This window comes from Streptomyces sp. NPDC127177 (assembly GCF_042672475.1).
Taxonomy (GTDB): Bacteria; Actinomycetota; Actinomycetes; order Streptomycetales; family Streptomycetaceae; genus Streptomyces.
Map to the genome: position 1 here is coordinate 1 of NZ_JBHXUW010000058.1, position 20606 is coordinate 20606.

At 70.6% G+C, this 20606-nt stretch carries 22 protein-coding genes; 12 read left to right on the forward strand and 10 right to left on the reverse strand.

Annotation, left to right across the window (positions count from 1 at the left end):
* Positions 1–65 precede the first annotated feature (65 nt).
* Together ACFVJX_RS28805 and ACFVJX_RS28810 are read right to left on the reverse strand one after the other, a co-directional pair.
* On the reverse strand, positions 66–398 hold the full coding sequence (locus tag ACFVJX_RS28805) for an STAS domain-containing protein (protein ID WP_384122474.1): 333 nt from the start codon (positions 396–398) through the stop codon (positions 66–68).
* Between the two features lie 249 nt (positions 399–647).
* Positions 648–1169 (reverse strand): MarR family winged helix-turn-helix transcriptional regulator, encoded by a 522-nt coding sequence (locus ACFVJX_RS28810; protein ID WP_384122471.1) that lies wholly within the window; start codon positions 1167–1169, stop codon positions 648–650.
* 80 nt (positions 1170–1249) lie between these two features.
* On the opposite strand from ACFVJX_RS28810, the gene ACFVJX_RS28815 reads away from it, so the two are divergent.
* Complete coding sequence (locus tag ACFVJX_RS28815) at positions 1250–2425, forward strand: PP2C family protein-serine/threonine phosphatase (RefSeq protein ID WP_384122468.1); 1176 nt, start codon at positions 1250–1252, stop codon at positions 2423–2425.
* A gap of 28 nt (positions 2426–2453) precedes the next feature.
* On the opposite strand, the gene ACFVJX_RS28820 is transcribed toward ACFVJX_RS28815, so the two are convergent.
* From ACFVJX_RS28820 to ACFVJX_RS28840, 5 genes are all read right to left on the reverse strand, one after another.
* Complete coding sequence (locus ACFVJX_RS28820) at positions 2454–2909, reverse strand: ATP-binding protein (RefSeq protein ID WP_384122465.1); 456 nt, start codon at positions 2907–2909, stop codon at positions 2454–2456.
* A gap of 100 nt (positions 2910–3009) precedes the next feature.
* Positions 3010–3453, reverse strand: coding sequence for a response regulator (locus ACFVJX_RS28825; RefSeq protein WP_384122462.1), 444 nt, complete (start codon positions 3451–3453; stop codon positions 3010–3012).
* Positions 3450–5087 carry a CHASE3 domain-containing protein gene (locus tag ACFVJX_RS28830; RefSeq protein ID WP_384122459.1) on the reverse strand — a complete coding sequence of 546 codons (1638 nt, stop codon included), beginning with the start codon at positions 5085–5087 and terminating at the stop codon, positions 3450–3452. The genes ACFVJX_RS28825 and ACFVJX_RS28830 overlap by 4 nt, the downstream gene beginning before the upstream one ends.
* A complete protein-coding gene (locus ACFVJX_RS28835) occupies positions 5077–6273 on the reverse strand; it encodes a PP2C family protein-serine/threonine phosphatase (protein WP_384122612.1) in 1197 nt (398 codons plus the stop codon). The genes ACFVJX_RS28830 and ACFVJX_RS28835 overlap by 11 nt, the downstream gene beginning before the upstream one ends.
* Before the next feature lie 268 nt (positions 6274–6541).
* Positions 6542–7444 (reverse strand): RNA polymerase sigma factor SigF, encoded by a 903-nt coding sequence (locus ACFVJX_RS28840; protein ID WP_384122456.1) that lies wholly within the window; start codon positions 7442–7444, stop codon positions 6542–6544.
* A 321-nt stretch (positions 7445–7765) separates the two neighbouring features.
* On the opposite strand from ACFVJX_RS28840, the gene ACFVJX_RS28845 reads away from it, so the two are divergent.
* Together ACFVJX_RS28845 and ACFVJX_RS28850 are read left to right on the forward strand one after the other, a co-directional pair.
* Positions 7766–9250 carry an SDR family NAD(P)-dependent oxidoreductase gene (locus ACFVJX_RS28845; protein WP_384122453.1) on the forward strand — a complete coding sequence of 495 codons (1485 nt, stop codon included), beginning with the start codon at positions 7766–7768 and terminating at the stop codon, positions 9248–9250.
* Between the two features lie 349 nt (positions 9251–9599).
* Positions 9600–9776, forward strand: a complete 177-nt coding sequence (locus ACFVJX_RS28850; protein WP_384122450.1) for a hypothetical protein — start codon at positions 9600–9602, stop codon at positions 9774–9776.
* 79 nt (positions 9777–9855) lie between these two features.
* On the opposite strand, the gene ACFVJX_RS28855 is transcribed toward ACFVJX_RS28850, so the two are convergent.
* Both ACFVJX_RS28855 and ACFVJX_RS28860 read right to left on the reverse strand, forming a co-directional pair.
* Positions 9856–10230: a fluoride efflux transporter FluC gene (locus ACFVJX_RS28855; RefSeq protein ID WP_384122448.1), complete on the reverse strand. Its 375-nt coding sequence runs from the start codon at positions 10228–10230 to the stop codon at positions 9856–9858.
* Entirely contained in the window at positions 10227–10697 is a 471-nt protein-coding gene (locus tag ACFVJX_RS28860) for a fluoride efflux transporter FluC (protein ID WP_384122445.1), read from the reverse strand. The genes ACFVJX_RS28855 and ACFVJX_RS28860 overlap by 4 nt, the downstream gene beginning before the upstream one ends.
* Before the next feature lie 197 nt (positions 10698–10894).
* Between ACFVJX_RS28860 and ACFVJX_RS28865 the strand changes: the two genes are divergently transcribed.
* From ACFVJX_RS28865 to ACFVJX_RS28905, 9 genes are all read left to right on the forward strand, one after another.
* Complete coding sequence (locus ACFVJX_RS28865; RefSeq protein WP_384122610.1) at positions 10895–11857, forward strand: urea transporter; 963 nt, start codon at positions 10895–10897, stop codon at positions 11855–11857.
* 62 nt (positions 11858–11919) lie between these two features.
* Entirely contained in the window at positions 11920–12225 is a 306-nt protein-coding gene (locus tag ACFVJX_RS28870) for an urease subunit gamma (RefSeq protein WP_384122443.1), read from the forward strand.
* 3 nt (positions 12226–12228) lie between these two features.
* The gene (locus ACFVJX_RS28875; protein ID WP_384122440.1) at positions 12229–13089 is read left to right on the forward strand and encodes a sirohydrochlorin chelatase; all 861 of its coding nucleotides are present in this window, start codon (positions 12229–12231) and stop codon (positions 13087–13089) included.
* Positions 13086–13652, forward strand: coding sequence for an urease subunit beta (locus ACFVJX_RS28880; RefSeq protein WP_384122437.1), 567 nt, complete (start codon positions 13086–13088; stop codon positions 13650–13652). Before ACFVJX_RS28875 ends, ACFVJX_RS28880 begins: the two co-directional genes overlap by 4 nt.
* Positions 13652–15376 carry an urease subunit alpha gene (gene ureC / locus ACFVJX_RS28885; protein ID WP_384122434.1) on the forward strand — a complete coding sequence of 575 codons (1725 nt, stop codon included), beginning with the start codon at positions 13652–13654 and terminating at the stop codon, positions 15374–15376. The genes ACFVJX_RS28880 and ureC overlap by 1 nt, the downstream gene beginning before the upstream one ends.
* 5 nt (positions 15377–15381) lie before the next feature.
* Positions 15382–16128: an urease accessory protein UreF gene (locus tag ACFVJX_RS28890; RefSeq protein WP_384122431.1), complete on the forward strand. Its 747-nt coding sequence runs from the start codon at positions 15382–15384 to the stop codon at positions 16126–16128.
* 30 nt (positions 16129–16158) lie between these two features.
* Positions 16159–16779 (forward strand): urease accessory protein UreG, encoded by a 621-nt coding sequence (ureG, locus tag ACFVJX_RS28895; RefSeq protein WP_384122428.1) that lies wholly within the window; start codon positions 16159–16161, stop codon positions 16777–16779.
* 1 nt (position 16780) lies between these two features.
* On the forward strand, positions 16781–17740 hold the full coding sequence (locus ACFVJX_RS28900; protein ID WP_384122425.1) for an urease accessory protein UreD: 960 nt from the start codon (positions 16781–16783) through the stop codon (positions 17738–17740).
* Positions 17741–17776: 36 nt separating this feature from the next.
* On the forward strand, positions 17777–19126 hold the full coding sequence (locus ACFVJX_RS28905; RefSeq protein WP_384122422.1) for an ammonium transporter: 1350 nt from the start codon (positions 17777–17779) through the stop codon (positions 19124–19126).
* Positions 19127–19148: 22 nt separating this feature from the next.
* Here the strand turns inward: ACFVJX_RS28905 and ACFVJX_RS28910 are convergent, their stop codons facing one another.
* Positions 19149–20561: a lipase maturation factor family protein gene (locus tag ACFVJX_RS28910; protein WP_384122419.1), complete on the reverse strand. Its 1413-nt coding sequence runs from the start codon at positions 20559–20561 to the stop codon at positions 19149–19151.
* Positions 20562–20606 lie beyond the last annotated feature (45 nt).

Here is a 20606-nt window from a genome sequence, read left to right on the forward strand (position 1 = left end):
CCCGCAGAACGCGCGGAGCGCCCTTCCACGTCCTCGGACGGGGAAGGGCGCTCGGCGTCGTGGCCTCAGCCCGGCAGCGGGGGGTCGACCGCCTCGGCGACGGTCGGAAAGACCGGCAGTGCCGTGTCCAGTCGCAGCAGCCCGATGAGCCGTTCCATGAACGGCGACGGCGCGGCCAGCCGCAGCCGTGGGCCCAGCAGGGCCTGGCCCTGCAGAAGCACGTTCACGGTCGTCGAATCCGCGAAGCTCACGCCGGAGAGATCGACGACGACAGGAGCCTCGCCCTCGGCCGCCGCACCTTCCATGGCGGCGCCGAGCGGGGCGACGTTGTCGATGTCGAGGTCACCTGTCACGGCGAGGACCAGCGCTCCCCGGTCCTGCCGTGGGACGATTCTCATGGCTCTGCCGGCGCTGGGGGATGGGAGCACGGTCACCTCGTGATGCACTGGGTGGCGGGGACAACGCCGGTTGTGTGGACGGCCCGGTGCAAGTCCGTCCCTGCTCGCGGCGGGTGTGGGCCAACGATAGAAGTAATAGTTGCCATTTGACAACATTCTTCATGGAGCAACAATCTGTACCCACAGTGATCAATGAGCGCGCTCCCGCCGGGAGCACCTCAGCAACGCGGAAGCAGGGGCGGGATGAAGCTAGGCACTGTCCGCGATGTCCGCAATGTCCGCGCGGAGTCGGTCGGCCGGACTCCGGCCGGCGATGAGCCGCTGCGACGCCGCCGAGCGGAAGGCGGCGAGCCCTTCGGCGAGCGCCGCCACGTCCGCGGGCTGCATCCGTTCCAGTACGGCGGAGAGCTCACGCGTGCGGATCGCCCGGTACTCCTCCAGCAGGGCGCGGCCCCGGCCGGTCAGCCGCAGCTCCACCTCGCGGCGGCTCGTCGGGCTCGGGTCCCGCTGGACGAGGCCCATGGCCTCCATCCGGTCGCAGAGCCGGCTCACCGAGGGAGCGCGCGAACCGAGTGCCTCACCGAGCGAGCGGAGGTTGCTGCCCTCCTGCTTCTCGATGACGAGCAGGGCCCGCAGCTGCGGCGGCGAGACGGAGCCCCCGGGCGCGGACTCCTGACCACGGCCCCACAACACCTCCAGCAGTTCGGAGGCGGCGCAGACGTCCTCGGACACCCGCTCGAGGTGGTGGGGGGGACCGGCGCGGTGGGGCATCCGTCCACTCTGTCACCCACGACGTCCTCCTGTCAGCCCGGACCCGTCCCCGTGACCCGACGAAGAATGAGCGGAAGACCGTGAACGCCCGTACCGAAATCGAGAGAGCCGTGCGCGCGGCCGCGCCGCACGCCCTGGTGGAGACGGTGCGCGGAGCACTCGCCACCGCTTACGCCGCCCGGTCCGTGCAGCTCCTGCTGGCGGACTACGGGATGACCGTCCTGAAGCCCGTCGCCCCCGAGCCGGGGGACGAAGGCCCGCTGTCGATGCACAACAGCCCGCAGGGCCGTGCGTTCGGCAGTCAGCGCCCGCACGAGGAACCGGCCCGGGACGCCGGCGCGGTCGACCACCACTTTCCCGTGACGGTGCGCGGTGAGCGCCTGGGCATCCTCACCGTCCGCCTCCCGTCCGCGGTCTCCACCCCCCGGACCATGGACGAGCTGACCCACGTGGCCGACCTCCTGGGCCACGAGATCCTCGTCGCCGAACGGGGCACCGACCTCTACCAGCGGGCCCGCCGCACCGCCCGGCTCACCCTGGCCGCCGAGATGCAGTGGCAACTGCTCCCCGCCCGCGCGTTCACCGCCGCGGAGTACGCCATCGGGGCCCAGCTGGAGCCGGCCTACGCGATCCACGGGGACAACTTCGACTGGGCGGCGGACGGCGACCACCTGACCGTCTCCGTGACCAACGGCATGGGCGAGGGCATCCAGGCATCCCTGCTCACCAACCTCACCGTGAACGCCCTGCGCAACGCCAGAAGGGCCGGGATCGGCATCGAGGACCAGGCGGCCCTGGCCGACCAGGCACTCTACGACCAGCACCGCGGCAGCGCCCACGTGTCGACGCTGCTGCTCCGCTTCGACCTCGCCACGGGAACGATCGGCGCCGTGGACGCGGGCTCTCCCCAGCTGTGGCGGCTGCGCGGCAGGACGGTCACGCGCGTACAACTGGACGCCCAGCTGCCGCTCGGCATGTTCGAGGAGTCGCAGTACATCGTCCAGAACCTCCGCGTGCTCCCCGGCGACCGGCTGCTGCTCGTCAGCGACGGGGTGTACGAGACCGTCTCGCCGCTCGGCGAGGCGTACGTGGAACGGGGTCTGGCCCGGGCCGTCCTGGCGACCCGGCTGCTGCCCGCGGCATCGGTGCCGGGAGCCGTCCTGCGTGAACTCGCGGACTACCGGCAGTCGGAGGCACTCGACGACGCCCTGGTGGTCTGCATCGACTGGTTCGGCCGGCAGGGGAGCGAGGACTGACCCGTGGCCGCGGCCCGGCGGGGGCGGATCAGCTGCTGAGCATGAACTCCGCGCGGATGCGCTTGCCTACGGGCACCCGCTCGGCCGTCAGCCGGTCGCACAGGGCCACGATGATCTCCATGCCGTGGCCGCCCAGCCTGCTCGGGTCGGGGGAGTAGAAGACCGGCAGCGCGCTGCTGCTGTCGTACACCGTGACGCTGATCCGTTCCGCGGTTCCCTCGAGCTCCAGCAGGTAGGGGCCGTGGCTGTAGCGCTCGGCGTTGGTCACCAGCTCGCTCACGGCGAGCATCAGGTCGTCACGGGTATGGGCGCCGAGCACCGCCATCCACTCGGACACCAGGCGCGCGAGAAAGCGGTCGGCCAGGGCCCGCGCCTGGGAGATGCACCCAGGCTCGCCGTCGAACACCTCGGCGCTGTGCAGTGCCTCCGTGGGCGGACAACTCGTGGGGGAGTCGTCCGGCCGGGAGATGGCCTGATCGTTCATGTGCTCCAGCCAGGGCGCAGCGGGTGAGGCCGTCGACCTCTCTTCTCGATCCTCGTGTACCCGCGTCCGGAGATCCCACTCCGGGTAATGCGGGCAGAAATTACGAACGTCCGGGAAGCCGCACCACGGTCACGAAGAACTCGTCGATCTGGCGGACGGCCGCGATGAACTGATCGAGGTCGACGGGCTTGGTGACATAGGCGTTGGCGTGCAGTTTGTAGCTGCGCAGGATGTCCTCCTCGGCGGAGGACGTCGTCAGTACGACCACGGGAATCAGCGAGAGCTCCGGGTCCTGCTTGATCCGTTCCAGCACCTGACGCCCGTCGTACTTGGGCAGATTCAGGTCGAGCAGGATCAGGTCGGGGCGCGGGGCCCCGCTGTGCTCGCCGCGGCGGTAGAGGAAGTCGAGTGCCTCCTGCCCGTCCCGGACCACATGGAGGGTGTTGCGGATCTTGTTGTCCTCGAACGCCTCACGGGTCATCAGCTCGTCACCGGCGTCGTCCTCGACGAGAAGGACCTCGATGGGCTGGGCGGGGCTGGTCACGCGGCGTCTCCGGAGATGTCGTCGGGGTCGGTGGTGGGGCCGGTCTCCTCCCCGGCACCGGCCGGGGAGTCGTCGGTGGCGGGCAGGCTGAAGTGGATGCGGGTGCCGAGGCGGGGTTCGGGATCGAGCCAGATCCGGCCGCCGTGGAACTCGACGATCTTGCGGCACAGGGCGAGCCCGATGCCCGTCCCGTCGTACTCGTCGCGGGCGTGCAGCCGCTGGAAGATGACGAAGACCTTCTCGGCGAACTCGGGGGCGATCCCGATGCCGTTGTCCGTCACGGTGAAGTGCCAGACGTCGTCCTCCCGCACGCAGCCGACCGTGATCACACACGGCTCGTCCGCCCGGCGGAACTTCACGGCGTTCCCGATCAGGTTCTGCCAGATCATGCCGAGCGCCGTCGCGTCCCCCTCCACCTCGGGAAGCGGGTCCGCGCGCACGACCGTGGTGCCCGACTCCTCGATGCCCAGTGCCAGGTTTCCCAGCGCCCGGTCCAGCGAGCGGTCGAGGTCGACGGTGTGCCAGCTGTCGTGGACGCGCCCCACCCGGGAGAAGGTGAGGAGGTCGTTGATGAGCACCTGCATGCGCTTGGCACCGTCGACTGCGAAGCCGATGTACTGCTTGCCGCGCCCGTCCAGCTCGGTTCCGTACCGCTTCTCCAGCAGCTGGCAGAACGAGGCGACCTTCCGCAGTGGCTCCTGGAGGTCGTGCGAGGCGACGTACGCGAACTGCTCCAGCTCGGAGTTCGAGCGGCGGAGCTCCTCCGTCTGCTGCGCCAGCAGGTCCTCGCGCTCCTGCGAGGCGTCGATCTCCTCGACCAGCCGGCACCGCATGTCCTCGACGGCTCCGGCCATCGCCCGCACGTCGGAGGGCCCCCGCACGTCGATCCGGCGGCGGAAGCTGCCGGAACTCACCCGACGGGAGGCCTCGGCCAGGGCGTTCAGCGGCCGCCCGACCACACGGTGGAGCAGCAGGCTGAGAGCGACCACGCACAGCACGAAGCAGACGACCAGTGCGATGAGTGTCCGGTCCCGGGTGACGCGTGAGTCGTTGAGCTGGGCCCGTGCGCGGTCCCGGGCGACGTCGAGATGGGACTGCTGCGCGCCGTAGAGGTGCCGCAGTGTGTCGAAGGCGGCCTTGCTCCCGGCGTTCCTGGTGGACGCGCGGCCCTCCGGGCCGTCGCGGCGGACGGCGGCGATCAGCGGTTCGGCATGCACCTTGCGCCACTGCGCGGCCGCCGCGGCGATCCGGTCCAGATCACGGGCGTACGGATCCTCGCCACCCATGGCGGAACGGACCCGGGCCAGACGCCGCTCCTCGTCGCGCTTCCCGGTCGTGTACGGCTGGAGGAAGGAGGCATCGCCGGTCAGGGCGTAGCCGCGGATGCCGGTCTCCTGGTCGAGCAGGGCGTTCTGCAACTGGAAGGACGCGGAGCGGGCCGGCTGGATCCGGTCCACCAGCTCCGTGGTCCGGTCGGATATTCGCGCCAGGACGACGCCGCCGACGACCAGGCAGCCGCACACGACCATGACGAAGCAGGCCAGGATCAGATGGACCCAGTTCTGGACCGACAGCCGCGCGAGCCGCCCGGGAATGCTCGGGACGTCGTCGGGTGAGCGTGAGTCACTGCTCATGAGGCGTCCTTCTCCAGGCGAGATGCAGCACGGCCACGTCGTCGGCGAGCCCCCCGTAGGGAGCCGCGCCCTCGGCGGCACCGGCGACCAGTGCGTCGACGAACGGCCGGGCCGCCAGGTCCGAGCGTTCCCACGCCATGGCGAGCAGGCCCTCCTCGCCCAGCCGGGTGTCCGGTCCCGTGCGCCCCTCGAACAGGCCGTCGGTGAAGAGTACGAGACCGGCGCCCGGCGCCAGCGCGTGGTCGGTCGATACCCACTGCCCGTGGCCGGGCAGCAGTCCGAGTGCGATGCCGCCCTCGGGCTCCACCCACTCGATTCCGGTGCCGTTGCGCAGCAGCAGCCCGGGGTGGCCCGCCCTGACGATCCGTACGCGGTCCCCGCCCGGCGCGAAGAGGAGCGAGGTGACGGTCGCGAAGACATGGGGGTCGGACCGCTCGGCGACGAGCATCGCCTCCAGCAGTGCGAGCTGCTCCAGTTGGTCCGTGCCGCACAGCACCGCGGTGCGCCAGGCGACCCGCAGACACACCCCGAGCGCGGCCTCGGCCGCGCCGTGCCCGGAGACATCGCCGATCACGGCGTGGACCGTGCCGTCGGCCGTCTGCACCACGTCGTAGAAGTCACCGCTGAGCAGTCCGTGTGCGCGGCCCGGCTCGTAGCGGGCGACGGCCTCGAACGCGTCGTCGTTCAGCAGCGGTACGGGCAGCAGTCCCCGTTCGAGGCGGGCGTTCTCCTGGGCCATCTGCTGGTTGGCGCGGAGCGCGGACGCGGCCCGCTCGACCTGCTTGCGCTGGAGGGCGTAGCGGACCGCGCGCGACAGGGCCTGCGGGTCGAGCCGCCCCTTGACGAGGTAGTCCTGCGCACCCGTGGCCACCGCGTCGAGCCCGGCCTCGGCCTCGGCCAGACCGGTCAGCACCACGATGGCGGCGTCCGGGCTGGTCTCCACGATCTGCGTGACGGCGCTCAGTCCGTGGACGTCGGGGAGGTGCAGGTCCAGCAGGACGCAGACGGGTCTGCGGTGCCCGCGCAGGAAGGTCAGGGCCTCGGTGAGGGTCTTGCGCCAGGTGAGCGCGGAGTCCAGCTCGCCGTCGGCCAGCATCTCCTCGACGAGCAGGGCGTCGCCCGCGTCGTCCTCGACCAGGAGGATGGAGGCGTTCAGCTCCCATACGGAGGGCCGGTCGGCCGGCAGCGGTCCGGCCTGCGTGGGAAAAGCAGCCTCGACCGGACGCCGGGCGTGGGAGTCGGTCCGGATCTCAGCCACGCTTCACCCTCTCGTTGTGAGCGAGCGGGCCACCCGCCGTCGCCCCGCAGCATATGTGAACGACGCCCGCCGCTATGCGGTCGGGCGTCGTCGGGGTGCTGCCCGGGGACCGGGCGCGGTGTCTCAGCGCGGACGAACCGCCCCGCGGGCCGTAGGAGAGAGGCTCGCGGGGCGGGAGGTGTTCATGTGCCGGAGGTCACGCCTCGACGGACATCCCGTCACGCAGCCGCTTGACGATGCGTGCGAGCAGCCGCGACACGTGCATCTGGGAGACGCCGAGTTCGGCGCCGATCTGGGACTGCGTCATCTCCTGGCCGAAGCGCATCTGGACGATCCTGCGCTCACGGTCGTCGAGCTGCTCGAGCAGCGGCGCCAGGGTGTGGAGGTTCTCGACGGTCTCCATCCCGGGATCGGCCTCGCCGATCAGGTCGGCGAACGACCGCTGGTCGGTTCCGGAGTCCGTCTCGGCCGAGGGGGTGTCCAGGGATCCGGCCGAATAGCCGTTGGCCGCGACGAGCCCCTCGATGATCTCCTCCTCGGGCAGGTCCAGGAGGGCGGAGAGCTCCTTCACCGTCGGGTCGCGGTCCAGCTCCGCGGAGAGCTGCTCCTTCGCCTTCGCGAGATCGACACGCAGCTCCTGGAGCCGCCGCGGGACGTGCACCGCCCAGGTGGTGTCGCGGAAGAAGCGCTTGATCTCCCCGACGATGTAGGGGACCGCGAAGGTGGCGAACTCGACGTCACGGGACAGGTCGAACCGGTCGATGGCCTTGATCAGACCGATGGTGCCGACCTGGATGATGTCCTCGGTGTCGTCACCACCCCGGTTGCGGAACCGCGAGGCCGCGTACCGCACCAGCGAGAGGTTCATCTCGATGAGGGTGTTGCGTGCGTACTGGTATTCGTGCGTGCCCTCTTCGAGCACCTGGAGCCGGTCGAGGAAGAGCTTGGACAGAGCACGCGCGTCCTTCGGGGCCACCTTGCCGGTGTCCTCGATCCACGGCAGTTCCGAAGCCCCCGCACCGCTGTGCGCGCCGTCCTGCTCCGACAGGGTGCGCCCGTCGTCGAGGATCGTGCCGGTCCGCTCCGTCGCGCTCGTCATGATGTCGCCCCTCCAAGTTGCCAAGTGCGTCGGACATCGTGTGCCCCGCCCCGGCGAGGTCATGCCTGATCGTCGGAAACTTTTTTTCCGGCACCGGGCTCGGGTGCCGTCGTACCCCGGCCCCCCCCAGGGCACTCGAATGGACCAGCGCCCGGAGCATGGCAGACTTGAAGGGGGCGTTCGGCCCGCAGTGCGGCGGCTTTGCGCAGAAGCCCGCGGCCGGGCCTCAGTCCCGTGGATGTCAGTCCTCGTGAGCCCGCCTCGGCGGCGCGCCACGGTCCGCCGAGACAATCCGGCGGCACAAGTGACAGAGGAACGGCAATGACGGTGACACAGGACGGCCCGGAGCTCGCGCCCGGTACCGAGGAGTTCGGTCCCGGTATCGACCCGCAGCGGCTGGCCGTCTGCCTGAGCGTGCTCGACGAGCTGGACACCATCGACGTCGACCACCCGGACGCCATCGCGGTGCGCCGCGCCACCGCCGGTGTCTACCGGACGGTGAAGCAGCGCCGCCGCCAGGAGCGCCGGGCGGCCAAGACCGCGCACGACAAGGCCGTCACGGAGGCCACCGCGACCGGTTCCGCCGAGCGCATCGACGACGAGACGCAGGGATTCCTGCCGTCCTCCTCGGCCTCCGCCGAGATCGCGGGCGTCCTCCAGCGCCCCAGGTCCTGCTACATCTGCAAGACCAGGTACGTCGAGGTGGACGCGTTCTACCACCAGCTCTGCCAGTCGTGCGCCCAGGAGAACCGCTCCCGTCGCGACGCCCGCGCCGACCTGACCGGGCGCCGCGCCCTCCTCACCGGTGGCCGCGCCAAGATCGGCATGTACATCGCGTTGCGGCTGCTGCGCGACGGGGCCCACACCACGATCACGACCCGCTTCCCCAACGACGCGATCCGCCGCTTCAAGGCGATGCCGGACAGCGACGAGTGGATCCACCGGCTGAAGATCGTCGGCATCGACCTGCGTGACCCCGCCCAGGTCGTCGCGCTCGCCGACTCGGTCGCGGCCGAGGGCCCGCTGGACATCCTGATCAACAACGCCGCACAGACGGTGCGCCGCTCGCCGCAGGCGTACAGCGAGCTGCTCGGCGCCGAGTCCGCCCCGCTCCCCGCGGGCGAGCTTCCGGCAGCCGAGGTGATCGGCACGTTCGGAAGCGGCACCGTCGACCGCGTAGCCGCACTGCCGGCCGCCCGCGGTGAGGGGCTGAGCGCGCAGGACGTCACCGATCTCGCGCTGGTCACCGGATCCGCCTCCCTGGAGCGCATCGCCGCCGGTACGGCGATCGACGCGGGCGGGCTGGTCCCGGACCTGCACCACACCAACAGCTGGATCCAGACAGTCGAGGAGGTCGAGCCGATGGAGCTGCTCGAGGTCCAGCTCTGCAACTCGACCGCGCCGTTCATCCTCATCAGCCGGCTCCGCCCGGCGATGGCCGCGACGGCCGCCAAACACGCCTACGTGGTCAACGTCTCCGCGATGGAGGGGGTGTTCGGCCGCGGTTACAAGGGCGCCGGCCATCCGCACACCAACATGGCCAAGGCCGCGCTGAACATGCTGACCCGCACCAGCGCCCAGGAGATGTTCGAGAAGGACGGCATCCTGATGACCGCCGTCGACACCGGCTGGATCACCGACGAGCGGCCGCACCCGGACAAGATCAGGCTGGCCGAGGAGGGCTTCCACGCCCCGCTCGACCTGGTCGACGGCGCCGCCCGGGTCTACGACCCGATCGTCCGCGGTGAAGCGGGCGAGGCGCTGTACGGCTGCTTCCTCAAGGACTACGCCCCCGCGAACTGGTAGCGGCCCGGCACCGCCTCGCCGCACGCGGCACAGGACCCGGCCCGGGCACCGCCCGGGGCCGGGTCTTTTCCGTATCCCGTGGCTGAAAGTGACCCAGAGCACACGTTCCATCGAGCGTGTATGCGCTCGTTTGGTTACTCTGAGGGGAACGGACGCCACCAAGGGATCCACGAAGGTCCCTCGGCCGTCCTGGGACAGGCCTGTCAACCAGGCCGCCGTCCCGTCCCGTACCCGGCGCCACCGCGACCGAAAGCTGAGCCTGCCCCTGCCCCTCACGGGCGGTCGACTGCCGGTATTGAAGCCGGAGCGCCGACGAAGCCCGGGGTAACGCGACACAAAGGAGTGCGCGGTGACGACACCGGAACTGACGAAGCACGAGAAGCGAACGGCCGAACGGCAAGGAGAGCGGACCCGCAGGCCCGAGAAGCTCCGCAACATCGAGGTCTGGGCCAGGTCCGCACCGATCCGGCTGGCCGGCTACGAGGACGACCTCGCGGAGCCGCACATCCTGCCCGGCATCGACTGACCGCCTCTCCACCGAGCCCCGGGTGCGCCCCCCGAAGAGGGGCGCGGCCGGGGCTCGGCCGTGTGCCCCGGGTGTCCGCTCAGAAGGCCGCGCGGGCCACGGCGGCCCCGGCGAACGAGAGGCCCACACCCGTAGCCACGGTGAGCAGCAGATAGCCCGCCGCCAGCGACAGCCGACGGGCCGAGGTGAGGGTCAGCAGTTCGTACGAGAACGTCGACCAGGTCGACAGGGCTCCGCAGAATCCGGTGGCGAGCAGCAGGTTGAGCCGGGCGCCCAGATCCCCGTCGGTCACGGCCTCGGCGACGAAGCCGAGGAACAGGGCGGCGCCCGCGTTGGCGGCGAAGGTTCCCCACGGGAAGACGCTGTGCAGGCGGAACTTCGCGTCGACCCCGAGGTAGTAGCGCAGTGGCGCGCCGACCAGTCCGCCGGCGATGACGAGCAGCCAGTCGGTCACGATGTCCCGTTCCCCGTGGCGTAGGAACGCCCGAAGGCGAAGTGGGTGGCGAGGGCGCCGGCCGTCACGGCCGCGAGTGCGGCCACCACCGTCAGCACCAGGCAGCCGACCGCGTATCCAGGCTGATGGTTCTCGAACAGCTGCCGGACGTTGTCCGTGTAGTGCGAGAACGAGGTGAACCCACCGAGCACACCGGTGCCGAGCAGTGGACTGAGCAGCCGGGGAGCGCCGGGGAAGCGCAGCTTCATGGTGACCATCAGGACGCCCATGAGGAAACAGCCCACCGTGTTGACCAGAAGGATCGTCCACGGGAACGCCGATGTGCCGTCCGGCCAGATCCGTTCCGCGCCGTACCGGGCGACGGCTCCGGCGCCGCCGCCGATCGCGACGGCGCACACGACCGGCCACTGCACCCCCGGATGGTGGTCGGGGTGGCTGTGGCGGTGCAGCAGCATCTTGGGGGACATTCCGTGAACCTACGGAGTGCGCCGGCCGGGCCGGTGCCGAGCGCGCTGACGGACCGGGGCTCATACCCGGCCGGGCTAGCCGGTTTCTACTCAGCGCGATAATTCGGTCACTCTGTGTCTTGATGGCGTGTGTAGGTATGCGCCCTCCCGGCCGCGAGCCCGAGGAGCATCTCGCCGTCGAGCCGCTGGAGCCAGCCTTGCCCCTCGCCGAGCCGGAATTCGTCCGGCGGCTGGAGAGCCGCCAGCCGTCCGCCTACGTTCTCGCCTCCATCCGGGGCTTCGGACAGGTCGACCTCCAGCCGGCCCTGCTGACCGGAGTGGCGATCCTGATCGCGCTGTGGGTGTCGGGCTGGGAGAACGGCCTCTTCGCCACGATCGGCACCCTGATCGCCACCGCCACCGCCTATGCCCTCGCCGTCGACCGGACGGGCATCGCGCTCGGCCTCCAGGGGTACGCGGGCTGCCTCACGGGCATCGCCCTCTACTCCTCACTGGGCCACCACCCGGCCACGTACGTGCTGACCGTCGTCGGCGCCATCATGTGCACGCTCCTGATGGCCGCCCTGGGCACCCTCCTCACCCCCTACGGACTCACGCCACTGACCGCGCCGTTCTGCCTGGTCTCCGGGGTGATGGCGGTGGGCGCGCCCTCCTTCGCGCGGGTCTGGCACGGCGCCCCGGCCTCGGTGTCCAGCACCACCACCGGCGACACCGCGATGTCGTGGAACGCCCTGTGGCACGCGTTCTTCAACAACGTCTCGCAGGTCTTCCTGATCGAGAACTGGTACGTCGGACTGATCATGCTCGTCGGCCTCGCCCTGGCCGGTCTGCGCGTCGTGCTCTACGCGGCGGCAGGCAGCGTCGTGGGGATCGTCGCCGCATGGGCGCTCGGCGCACCCACTGACCTGATCGCCAACGGCATCTACGGATACAACGCGGTGCTCGTGGCCATCGCCGTCGGCGCGGTCTTCATGGCGAACACGGTCTGGACCGGGGTGTACGCCCTGTTCGGCGCCGCCGCCAGCACCGGCCTCACGGCTTCGCTGACGTCCCTCTTCAAACCCTTCGGCGGTCACACCTTCACCTGGCCGTTCATTCTCACCACCTGGGCGCTGATGGCCGCCGTGCCGCTCCTGCCCCGCCTGCGCCGGAGCGGCTGACCGCCCCGGCCCCTCCCGGGCCTCCAGCCCTTCGCACGTACAACCCGAGGAAGGTACCGACGATGAACCTCGCCCCCCGCGAGATCGACAAGCTGCTGGTGTACGTGGTGGCCGACCTGGCCCGCAAGCGCCAGGGGCGCGGCCTCAAGCTCAACTACAGCGAGTCGGTGGCGCTGATCACCGAGGCGATCCTGGAAGCCGCACGCGACGGCAGGAACGTCGCGGACTGCATGGAACTGGGCCGCCATGTCGTGGGCGAGTCGGACACCATGCCCGGCGTACGGGAGATGCTCGGCCTGCTCCAGGTCGAGGCGTCCTTCGTGGACGGCACGAAGCTGGTCTCCTGCCACGACCCCATCGGGGGCTGACCGGTGGCCGAGCGCTGCGGTGTCATCGCCGTGTGCGGCCACGAGGCCGCGTACGGGAGCGCGCTGGACGGGCTCGTGGACGCCGGGGTGACCGTCGTGCCGAGCGGGCGCGAGCTGTTCCGCAGCGTCTCCGCGCGCCTGCGCGGGGACGAGGAGACCGTCGTCGTCCCGATGACGCTCGGCCGTGACCCCGAACTCGTCGCGGACACCGCCCGAACCCTGCGCGCCGTTCCCGGCGGCGACCGCGGCGCGACGCTGCTCGCCGCACCGTTCGGCACCGCCCAGCACCTGGTCGGCTGGCTGCGCGCCGCGGCGGGACGGGCGCCCGGGACCACCGCCCTGCTGGTCACGGCCCCGTCCGGCGACCCGTTCGAGGACGCGGAGCTGTACCGGATCGCCGCACTCGTACGCCGCTACGGCCACCACGACCTGGTCGAGGTGGCCTTCACCGGTGGGGACCCGGATCCGGCCGCGGGAGTCAGGCGCTGCCGGCTCCTCGGGGCCGAGCAGGTGACGCTGCTCCCCGCCGGGTTCGCGTCCCCGGAGCTGCCCGAGGTCTCCGGCGGGCCCCCGCTGCCGGTGGACCGGGCCGGTCCGCTCGTGTCTGCGTCGGCCCTGCGGCGCGTACTGGCCGAGCGGGTGTCCGACGCCCGGCGGCGATGGCGCGAGCACGGCGACGACGGTGTCGCGGCAGGGCTGACCGCGGCCGAGAACCACGGTCACTCCCACACCCACCCACCGGGCGAGGGGCACGGCCACGACCACGGTCATGGTCACCACCACGACCGAGGCCCCGGACACACGCACACGCATCAGCACCCGTCCGCCGATGGAGCGGGCCAAGTCATCAGGAGCATCGCATGACGTTCCGTCAGAAGTACCTCTACGGCAAGGACCCCATCGAACTCAACGGGGGCCGCCGCACCCTGAAGGTCACCGTGAGCAACACCGGCGACCGTGCGGTGCAGATCGGCTCCCACTACCACTTCTTCGAGGTCAACTCGGCGCTGTCGTTCGACCGCCAGGAGACGCTCGGTATGCACCTCAACATCGCCGCCGGCACCTCGGTGCGCTTCGAGCCCGGCGGTTCGCGCGAGGTCGAGCTCTGCGCCTACGCCGGCACCGGCCGGCTGGTCGGCTTCAGCGGACTGCTCAACGGCAGCCTCGCCTCCCACCCCGCACGCGTCGAGGCCGTCCGCAAGGCCATCGAGCGGGGCTTCCAGGGCGCGCAGGACATCCCTGCGGCGAAGAGCACCAAGCCGGCGGTCAAGTCCGCGGGCAAGGGCACCAAGCCGGCGGCCAAGCCCGCCGCCAAGTCCGCGGCCAAGGGCACCAGGTCCGCGGCCAAGCCTGCCGCCAGGTCCGCCGCCAAGCCCGCGGCCAAGAGCACCAAGCCCGCCGCCAAGAAGAAGAAGGGTTCGCGCTGATGCCCATCCTGCCCCGCAAGCAGTACACCGACATGTTCGGCCCGACGGTCGGCGACCGCTTCCACCTCGCCGACACCAACCTCGTCGTCGAGGTCGAGAAGGACTACAGCGAGGGCCAGTACGGCGACGAGGTCGTCTACGGCGGCGGAAAGACCATGCGGGACGGCATGGCCTCCGACCCGCAGGCCACCTGTGCGCAGGGCGCTCTGGACACCGTCATCACCAACGTCGTGGTCATCGACCCGATGATCGGCGTCGTCAAGTGCGACATCGGGATCAAGGACGGCTTCATCGTCGGCATCGGCAAGTCCGGTAACCCGCAGACCCAGAACAACGTCGACCCGGACCTGGTCATCGGCCCCGGTACCGAGGCCATCGCGGGGGAGCACCTCATCGCCACCGCGGGCGCCATCGACACCCACGTCCACCTGATCGCCCCGCAACAGGCCGAACAGGCGCTGACCAACGGCATCACCACACTCATCGGCGGTGGCACCGGGCCGACGGACGGCTCCAACGGCACGACCTGCACCCCCGGCCCGTTCAACATCGCCAAGCTGCTCCAGGCCGCGGAGGGCTTCCCGGTCAACCTCGGCATCATGGGCAAGGGCAACGGCAGCCTCCCGGAGGCGCTCAACGAGCAGGTCGTGGCCGGTGCGTGCGGGCTCAAGGTGCACGAGGACTGGGGCGCCACCCCGGCCGTCATCGACAACGCCCTGAACGTCGCCGACGCACACGACGTCCAGGTCTCCATCCACACCGACAGCCTGAACGAGAGCGGCTTCTTCGAGGACACCCGCTCCGCGATCGACGGCCGGGCCATCCACACCTTCCACAGCGAAGGCGCGGGCGGCGGCCACGCCCCCGACATCCTGCGGGTCGCCGGCGAACCGAACATCCTGCCGTCCTCCACCAATCCGACCCTGCCGTACACCAAGAACTCGGTGGACGAGCTCCTCGACATGGTCATGGTCTGTCACCACCTCAGCCATGACATCCCCGAGGACGTGTCCTTCGCCGACAGCCGGGTGCGGGCCGAGACGATCGCCGCCGAGTCCGTGCTGCACGACCTCGGCGTGATCAGCATGTTCTCCTCCGACTCCCAGGCCATGGGCCGGATCGGGGAGTCCGTCACACGCGCCTTCCAGACCGCGCACCACTGCAAGGACAAGCTCGGCAGACTGGAGGGCGACTCGGCGCGCAACGACAACCAGCGGGTGCTGCGCTACCTCGCCAAGGTCACCATCAACCCGGCCATCGCCTCCGGCATCGCCGACCACGTGGGGTCGATCGAGAAGGGCAAGCTCGCCGACATCGTGCTGTGGCCCATCCACTCCTTCGCCGCCAAGCCGAAGGTCGTGATCAAGGGCGGCATCATCTCCTGGGCGCAGATGGGCGACCCCAACGCCTCCCTGCCGACGCCGCAGCCCGTCATCTACCGGCCGATGTTCGGCAAGTACGGCAAGGCGCTGCAGGCCACCCACGTCACCTTCATGTCCCAGGCGGGCATCGCCGCCGGGGTTCCGGCCGAACTCGGCCTTGAGCGCAAGGTCCTGCCGGTGCGGCGCACCCGCACCATCGGCAAGCACAACATGGTCCGCAACGACGCCCTGCCGGACATCCAGGTCGACCCGGAGACGTTCAAGGTCACGCTCAACGGCAAGGTCGCCACCATCGACCCGGCCGAGACGCTGCCCCTCAACCACCTCTACTTCCTGGTCTAGGGCCGGTGTACCGCAACGAGGGCGACACCGTGGGCGAGCCCGTTCCGCTCGTGACCGCGGCCGGAACGGGTCTCGGACCGCTGCTGGTCAGCCTGCAGCTGACCGACTCGGCGTTCCCGAGCGGCTTCTACACGCTGTCGCACAGCCTGGAGGGGTTCGCCCAGGCCGGGGCGGTCGACCCCGGCTCCGTACCACTGCTGCTGCGGGACCTGCTGCTGCACGGTGTCGGTCCCGCCGACGCGACGGCGCTCGCCCTCGCCCACCGCGCGACAGCGGCGGGCGACCCGGCGGCCGTCGTCCGGATCGACGAGCACCTCTTCGCCACGAAGCTGGGCCGCGAGATGCGCCAGGCCGCCACCCGGACCGGACGACAGCTGCTCGACCTGGGCCAGGAGGTCTTCGACCGCCCGGAGATCACCGACTACTTCGGCCGGGTCGTACGCCGCGAGGCCCCCGGCACCCAGGCGGTGGCCGCAGGTGTCATCTACGCCGCGACCGGGGTCCCGGTCAGGCAGGCCGTCGCCGCGGACCTGTTCGCCTTCTGCGTCAGCTTCGCGGGTGCGGCCCTGCGGCTGAGGCTGACCGATCACCGCTCGGCGCAGACCCTCCTGCGTGGCGCGGCCGCCGTCATCGAGGAGGTCGTCGAGGCGGCGCTGCGGCGCGAACTCGACGACGTCGGCGCCACGGTCTTCGCGTCGGACGTCATGTCGGGCCGGCACGAGCGCGCCGAGGCACGGCTCTTCGCCAGCTGAAAACCACCCCGTCTCACACCAGGGAGCACCATGGACGACAACGTACTGCGGGTCGGTATCGGCGGACCCGTCGGATCCGGCAAGACGGCGCTCATCGAGGCGCTGGTGCCGATCTTGATCGAACGCGGACACCGCCCCGCCGTCATCACCAACGACATCTACACCCAGGAGGACGCCCAGCACGTGCGCCGCACGCTGGCCGGGGTCCTCGAACCGGAGCGGGTCGTCGGCGTCGAGACGGGTGCCTGTCCGCACACCGCCGTGCGCGACGACCCCACGATGAACCTGGCGGCCGGCGCCGAGATGCTGGAGCGCTTCCCGGACACCGACACGCTGCTCTACGAGTCCGGCGGCGACAACCTCACCCTGACCTTCAGCCCCGCCCTGGTGGACCTCTTCCTCTTCGTGCTGGACACCGCCGAGGGCGAGAAGATGCCCCGCAAGCGCGGCCCGGGCATCACCGAATCCGATCTGCTCGTCATCAACAAGATCGATATCGCCAAGTACGTCCGCACGGACATCGGCATCATGGAGTCCGACGCCCACCGGGTCCGGGACAACCGCCCCGTCGTCCTCACCGACTGTCTGACCGGCGTCGGCATCGAGGACATCGCGGTCTACCTCGAATCGCGCCGCAAGGTGCTGATCTGAGATGACGCTCGCCCCGCACCGGCCGCCGGCCGACCGGCTCGCCGAGGAGTACTACACCGCGGTCCGGGTCCCGCCGGACGTGGCGGCCCTGGCCTCCGTGCCCGACACGCTCGCGCCCGGCTCCCCGGCCAAGGTCGGCATCCTCGATCTGGCCTTCGCGGTGCGGGGCGGGCGCACCGAACTCGTCGAGCGCTACCAGAAGACACCGCTGCAGATCATGCGCCCGCTGTGGATCGACCCCGCGCTGCCGGGCATGAGCTACGTCTACCTGATGGCGACCGGCGGCGGCATCGCCCAGGCCGACCGCTACCGGATGGACTTCCGCTGCGGCCCGGACACCCAGGTCCACCTGACCACCCAGGCCGCCACGAAGATCTTCCGGATGGAGCACGACTACGCGAGCCAGCGGGTGCACCTGACGGCGGAGGCTGGGAGCTATGTCGAGTACCTGCCCGACCCGCTGATCCCGTTCGGGGACTCGCGCTTCTACCAGCGCACCGAGATCACGGTCGCGAGCGGCGCCACCGTCCTGGCCGGCGACACCCTCACCGCCGGACGGCTCGCCCGCGGTGAACGCCACGCCTACCGGGTGCTCGCCACCGACCTGCGCATCAGCAGGCCCGACGGCACCCTGCTCGCCGTCGACACCCTGCGCCTGGCCCCCGGGCCGGACGGCCGGGAAGTCCTCGGCCCCGGCGTGTTCGCCGGCCACGACCATGTGGCCACGCTCTTCGTCGTGACCGACAGCGCCCCGGCTGCCGAGGTCGCCGACACCCTGCACGAGGCGCTGGCCGGACTCGGCGTCCGGTACGGAGTGAGCGTCCTGCCCCGGGAGTGCGGTGCCTGGGTGCGGCTCCTGGACGACAGCCCGATCCGGGTCGCCGCCGCCCACCGGGCCGCCTGGCAGTCCGTACGCCGCCTGCTCACCGGCCACCCGGCCCCCGACCTGCGCAAGCCCTAGCCTTCCCGCCCCACGACACCCACGAGGTATCCGCCGATGAACACCGCTCCCGCGCCGATGCCACCCGCGTACGACTCGGGTGACACCGCCTGGCTGCTCGCCGCCACCGCCATGGTGCTGCTGATGACGCCCGGCCTCGCGTTCTTCTACGGCGGCATGGTGCGCACCAGGCACGTGCTGATGATGATCAAGATGAGCTTCGCCGCGCTCGCGTTCGGCACTCTCCTCTGGTGGATCATCGGGTACACCCTGGCCTTCGGCCCCGACGTCGGCGGCGCCGGAGTCATCGGCAACCTCGATCACGTCTTCATGCGCGGCATCGACCTGACCACGCTCACGGGATCGATCCCGACCTACATCTACAGCACCTTCCAGATGGGCTTCGCCATCATCACCGTGGCCCTGGTCAGCGGCTCGATCGCGGACCGTGCCACGATGCGGGGCTGGCTCGTCTTCGTCGTGCTGTGGCTGCTCATCGTCTACATCCCCATCGCGCACTGGGTGTTCGACTCGGACGGCTGGATCGTCAAGCACCTCGGCGCCCTCGACTTCGCCGGCGGCCTGCCGGTGGAGCTCAACTCCGGCGTCGCCGGACTCGCCGTCGCGCTCGTGCTGCGGGCGCCGCGCGACTTCGCCCGCCGCGAGGAGCGCCCCAACAACATTCCGCTCGTGGTCATCGGGGTCGGGCTGCTCTGGTTCGGCTGGTTCGGCTTCAACTCCGGCTCCGCGCTGACCGACCAGGGGACCGCCGCCGCGGCCTTCATCAACACCCAGCTCGGGGCCGCCGGTGCGATGGTCACCTGGCCGCTGGTGGAGAAGTGGCGCACCGGCAGGGTCACCACGATGGGCGTCGTCTCGTCCGCCGTCGCGGGCATGGTCGCCATCACCCCGGCCTGCGGTGAGATCAACACGCTCGGCGCGGTCGTCACCGGCCTCGTGGTGGGGGCGGTCTGCGCCTTCGCGATCACCCTCAAGTTCCGTTTCGGCGTGGACGACACGCTCGACGTGGTGGGTGTGCACGGGGTCGGCGGCCTGATCGGCCTGATCATGGTCGGCCTGTTCGCCACCGCGCGGATCAGCGGCAAGAAGGGCCTCTTCTACGGCGGCGGATGGGGGCTGCTGGGCAAGCAGCTCGTCGCGATCGTCGCCGTGATCGCCTTCTCCTTCATCCTCACCTGGCTCATCGCCAAGGCCGTGGACATGACCGTCGGCTTCCGTGCCAGGGACGAGTACGACAGCGTTCCCGGCGAGGAGGAGGAGCGGGCGTACGACTTCCAGACCGCCGAGCGCCTCGGCGCGCTCCTCCCCGACGCACCCGTCACCAGCGACGACGAACTCGTCAAGCGGATCCACACGCTGCTGCGGGCCCGTCAGCACGACAAGTAGCCCGGTCTGCGGCGGGCCGGCACTACCTCCGGCCCGGCGGCACCGGGCGCATGAAGTCACGCACGTAGGTGCGGTGCCACCAGTTCCCGGTGGCCCGCAGCTCTCGCCAGGTCGTGTACCGGTAGCGGTACACCCTGGCGCGGACGTGCGCCGGAGGGGTGTCGGGGAACGGGTTGTGCCGCAGCAGCCGCAGCGTGTCCCGGTCGTTCTCCAGCAGCCGCTCCACGAACGGGCCGAACCAGGGGCGGGCATAGGCGGGCGAGAGCGCGGCGAACCACATCATCCAGTCGAGCCGCAGGTGGTACGGGGCGAACTGGCGCGGTAGCCGACGCGGATCGCCCGGCTTCCCGCGGAAGCCGTACTCCCGCCAGACCGTGTCCGGATGCACGACGTGCTCGTCCGTCCCCTCGACCACCACCTCGAGGCGCATCCGGCTGATGCTGCCGAACGCGCCGTAGGTGTTGACCAGGTGCAGCGGGTCGAAGGAGCGGTTCATGATCTGGCGGCGCGAGACGAGGTTGCGGGCGGGGCGGTAGCTGAGGGAGAGGATCAAGGCGGTGACCGCGATGACCACCACCTCGTACCAGAGGGGCGCGCCGGACTGTGCGGGCGGGCCGGCGACCGGGGACCAGTCGACGGCCGACAGGGCGAGCACGATCGTCAGCCAGTTGAGCCAGGCGAAGTTGCCCGAGAGCACCAGCCACAGCTGGGTGAGGACCATCAGGCCGGCCGCCGCGCCCGCCACCGGCTGCGGGGTGAAGAGCAGTACCGGCACGAGCAGTTGGGTCACATGGTTGGCCGCCGCCTCCGCTCGGTGCAGCGCCCGGGGGAGGTGGTGGAAGAACCAGCTCAGCGGCCCGGGCATCGGCTGGGTCTCGTGGTGGAAGTACAGACAGGTCAGCTTGCGCCAGCAGTCGTCGCCGCGGATCTTGATCATCCCGGCACCGAACTCCACGCGGAAGAGCACCCAGCGCAGCAGCCACAGCACCAGCACCGGCGGGGCGGTGTCCGCGTTGCCCAGGAACACGGCGAGAAAGCCCGTCTCCAGCAGCAGTGACTCCCAGCCGAAGCCGTACCAGACGTCCCCGACCTGGACGATGGACAGGTACAGCACCCAGGGCAGCGCCCACATCAGCATCGCCGCCCACAGCGGCAGGTGGCTGTCCGCACCGGCGATCAGCGCGAGGGAGAGCGCGCAGCCGCTCCAGGCGACCAGCGCGAAGAAGCGGTCGGAGTAGTGGAGACGGAAGAGCCCGGGGGCGGTGCGCCGGCCGGTGCGCTGCGGGAGTGCGGGGACGGGCAGCATTCCGCGTTCACCGATCAGCGCCCTGAACTGGAGCGCGGCGGTGAGGAAGGCGGTCAGATAGATGACGGCGAGGGCCCGCTGAAAGATCAGCCGGCTGAGCCAGTACCCGTCTGCGGTGAACCAGTCCATCGCCACCAGTATCGGCCCGTCGGCCCTCTTCGGCGCTCGCCGACG

Excerpts from the sequence above, each read along its gene's own strand:
- ACFVJX_RS28805 (WP_384122474.1), bottom strand. The coding sequence starts at position 398 with ATGAGAATCGTCCCACGGCAGGACCGGGGAGCGCTGGTCCTCGCCGTG.
- ACFVJX_RS28810 (WP_384122471.1), bottom strand. The coding sequence starts at position 1,169 with ATGCCCCACCGCGCCGGTCCCCCCCACCACCTCGAGCGGGTGTCCGAG.
- ACFVJX_RS28820 (WP_384122465.1), bottom strand. The coding sequence starts at position 2,909 with ATGAACGATCAGGCCATCTCCCGGCCGGACGACTCCCCCACGAGTTGT.
- ACFVJX_RS28830 (WP_384122459.1), bottom strand. The coding sequence starts at position 5,087 with ATGAGCAGTGACTCACGCTCACCCGACGACGTCCCGAGCATTCCCGGG.
- ACFVJX_RS28840 (WP_384122456.1), bottom strand. The coding sequence starts at position 7,444 with ATGACGAGCGCGACGGAGCGGACCGGCACGATCCTCGACGACGGGCGC.
- ACFVJX_RS28845 (WP_384122453.1), top strand. The coding sequence starts at position 7,766 with ATGACGGTGACACAGGACGGCCCGGAGCTCGCGCCCGGTACCGAGGAG.
- ACFVJX_RS28860 (WP_384122445.1), bottom strand. The coding sequence starts at position 10,697 with ATGTCCCCCAAGATGCTGCTGCACCGCCACAGCCACCCCGACCACCAT.
- ACFVJX_RS28870 (WP_384122443.1), top strand. The coding sequence starts at position 11,920 with ATGAACCTCGCCCCCCGCGAGATCGACAAGCTGCTGGTGTACGTGGTG.
- ACFVJX_RS28880 (WP_384122437.1), top strand. The coding sequence starts at position 13,086 with ATGACGTTCCGTCAGAAGTACCTCTACGGCAAGGACCCCATCGAACTC.
- ureC (WP_384122434.1), top strand. The coding sequence starts at position 13,652 with ATGCCCATCCTGCCCCGCAAGCAGTACACCGACATGTTCGGCCCGACG.
- ureG (WP_384122428.1), top strand. The coding sequence starts at position 16,159 with ATGGACGACAACGTACTGCGGGTCGGTATCGGCGGACCCGTCGGATCC.
- ACFVJX_RS28900 (WP_384122425.1), top strand. The coding sequence starts at position 16,781 with ATGACGCTCGCCCCGCACCGGCCGCCGGCCGACCGGCTCGCCGAGGAG.
- ACFVJX_RS28905 (WP_384122422.1), top strand. The coding sequence starts at position 17,777 with ATGAACACCGCTCCCGCGCCGATGCCACCCGCGTACGACTCGGGTGAC.
- ACFVJX_RS28910 (WP_384122419.1), bottom strand. The coding sequence starts at position 20,561 with ATGGACTGGTTCACCGCAGACGGGTACTGGCTCAGCCGGCTGATCTTT.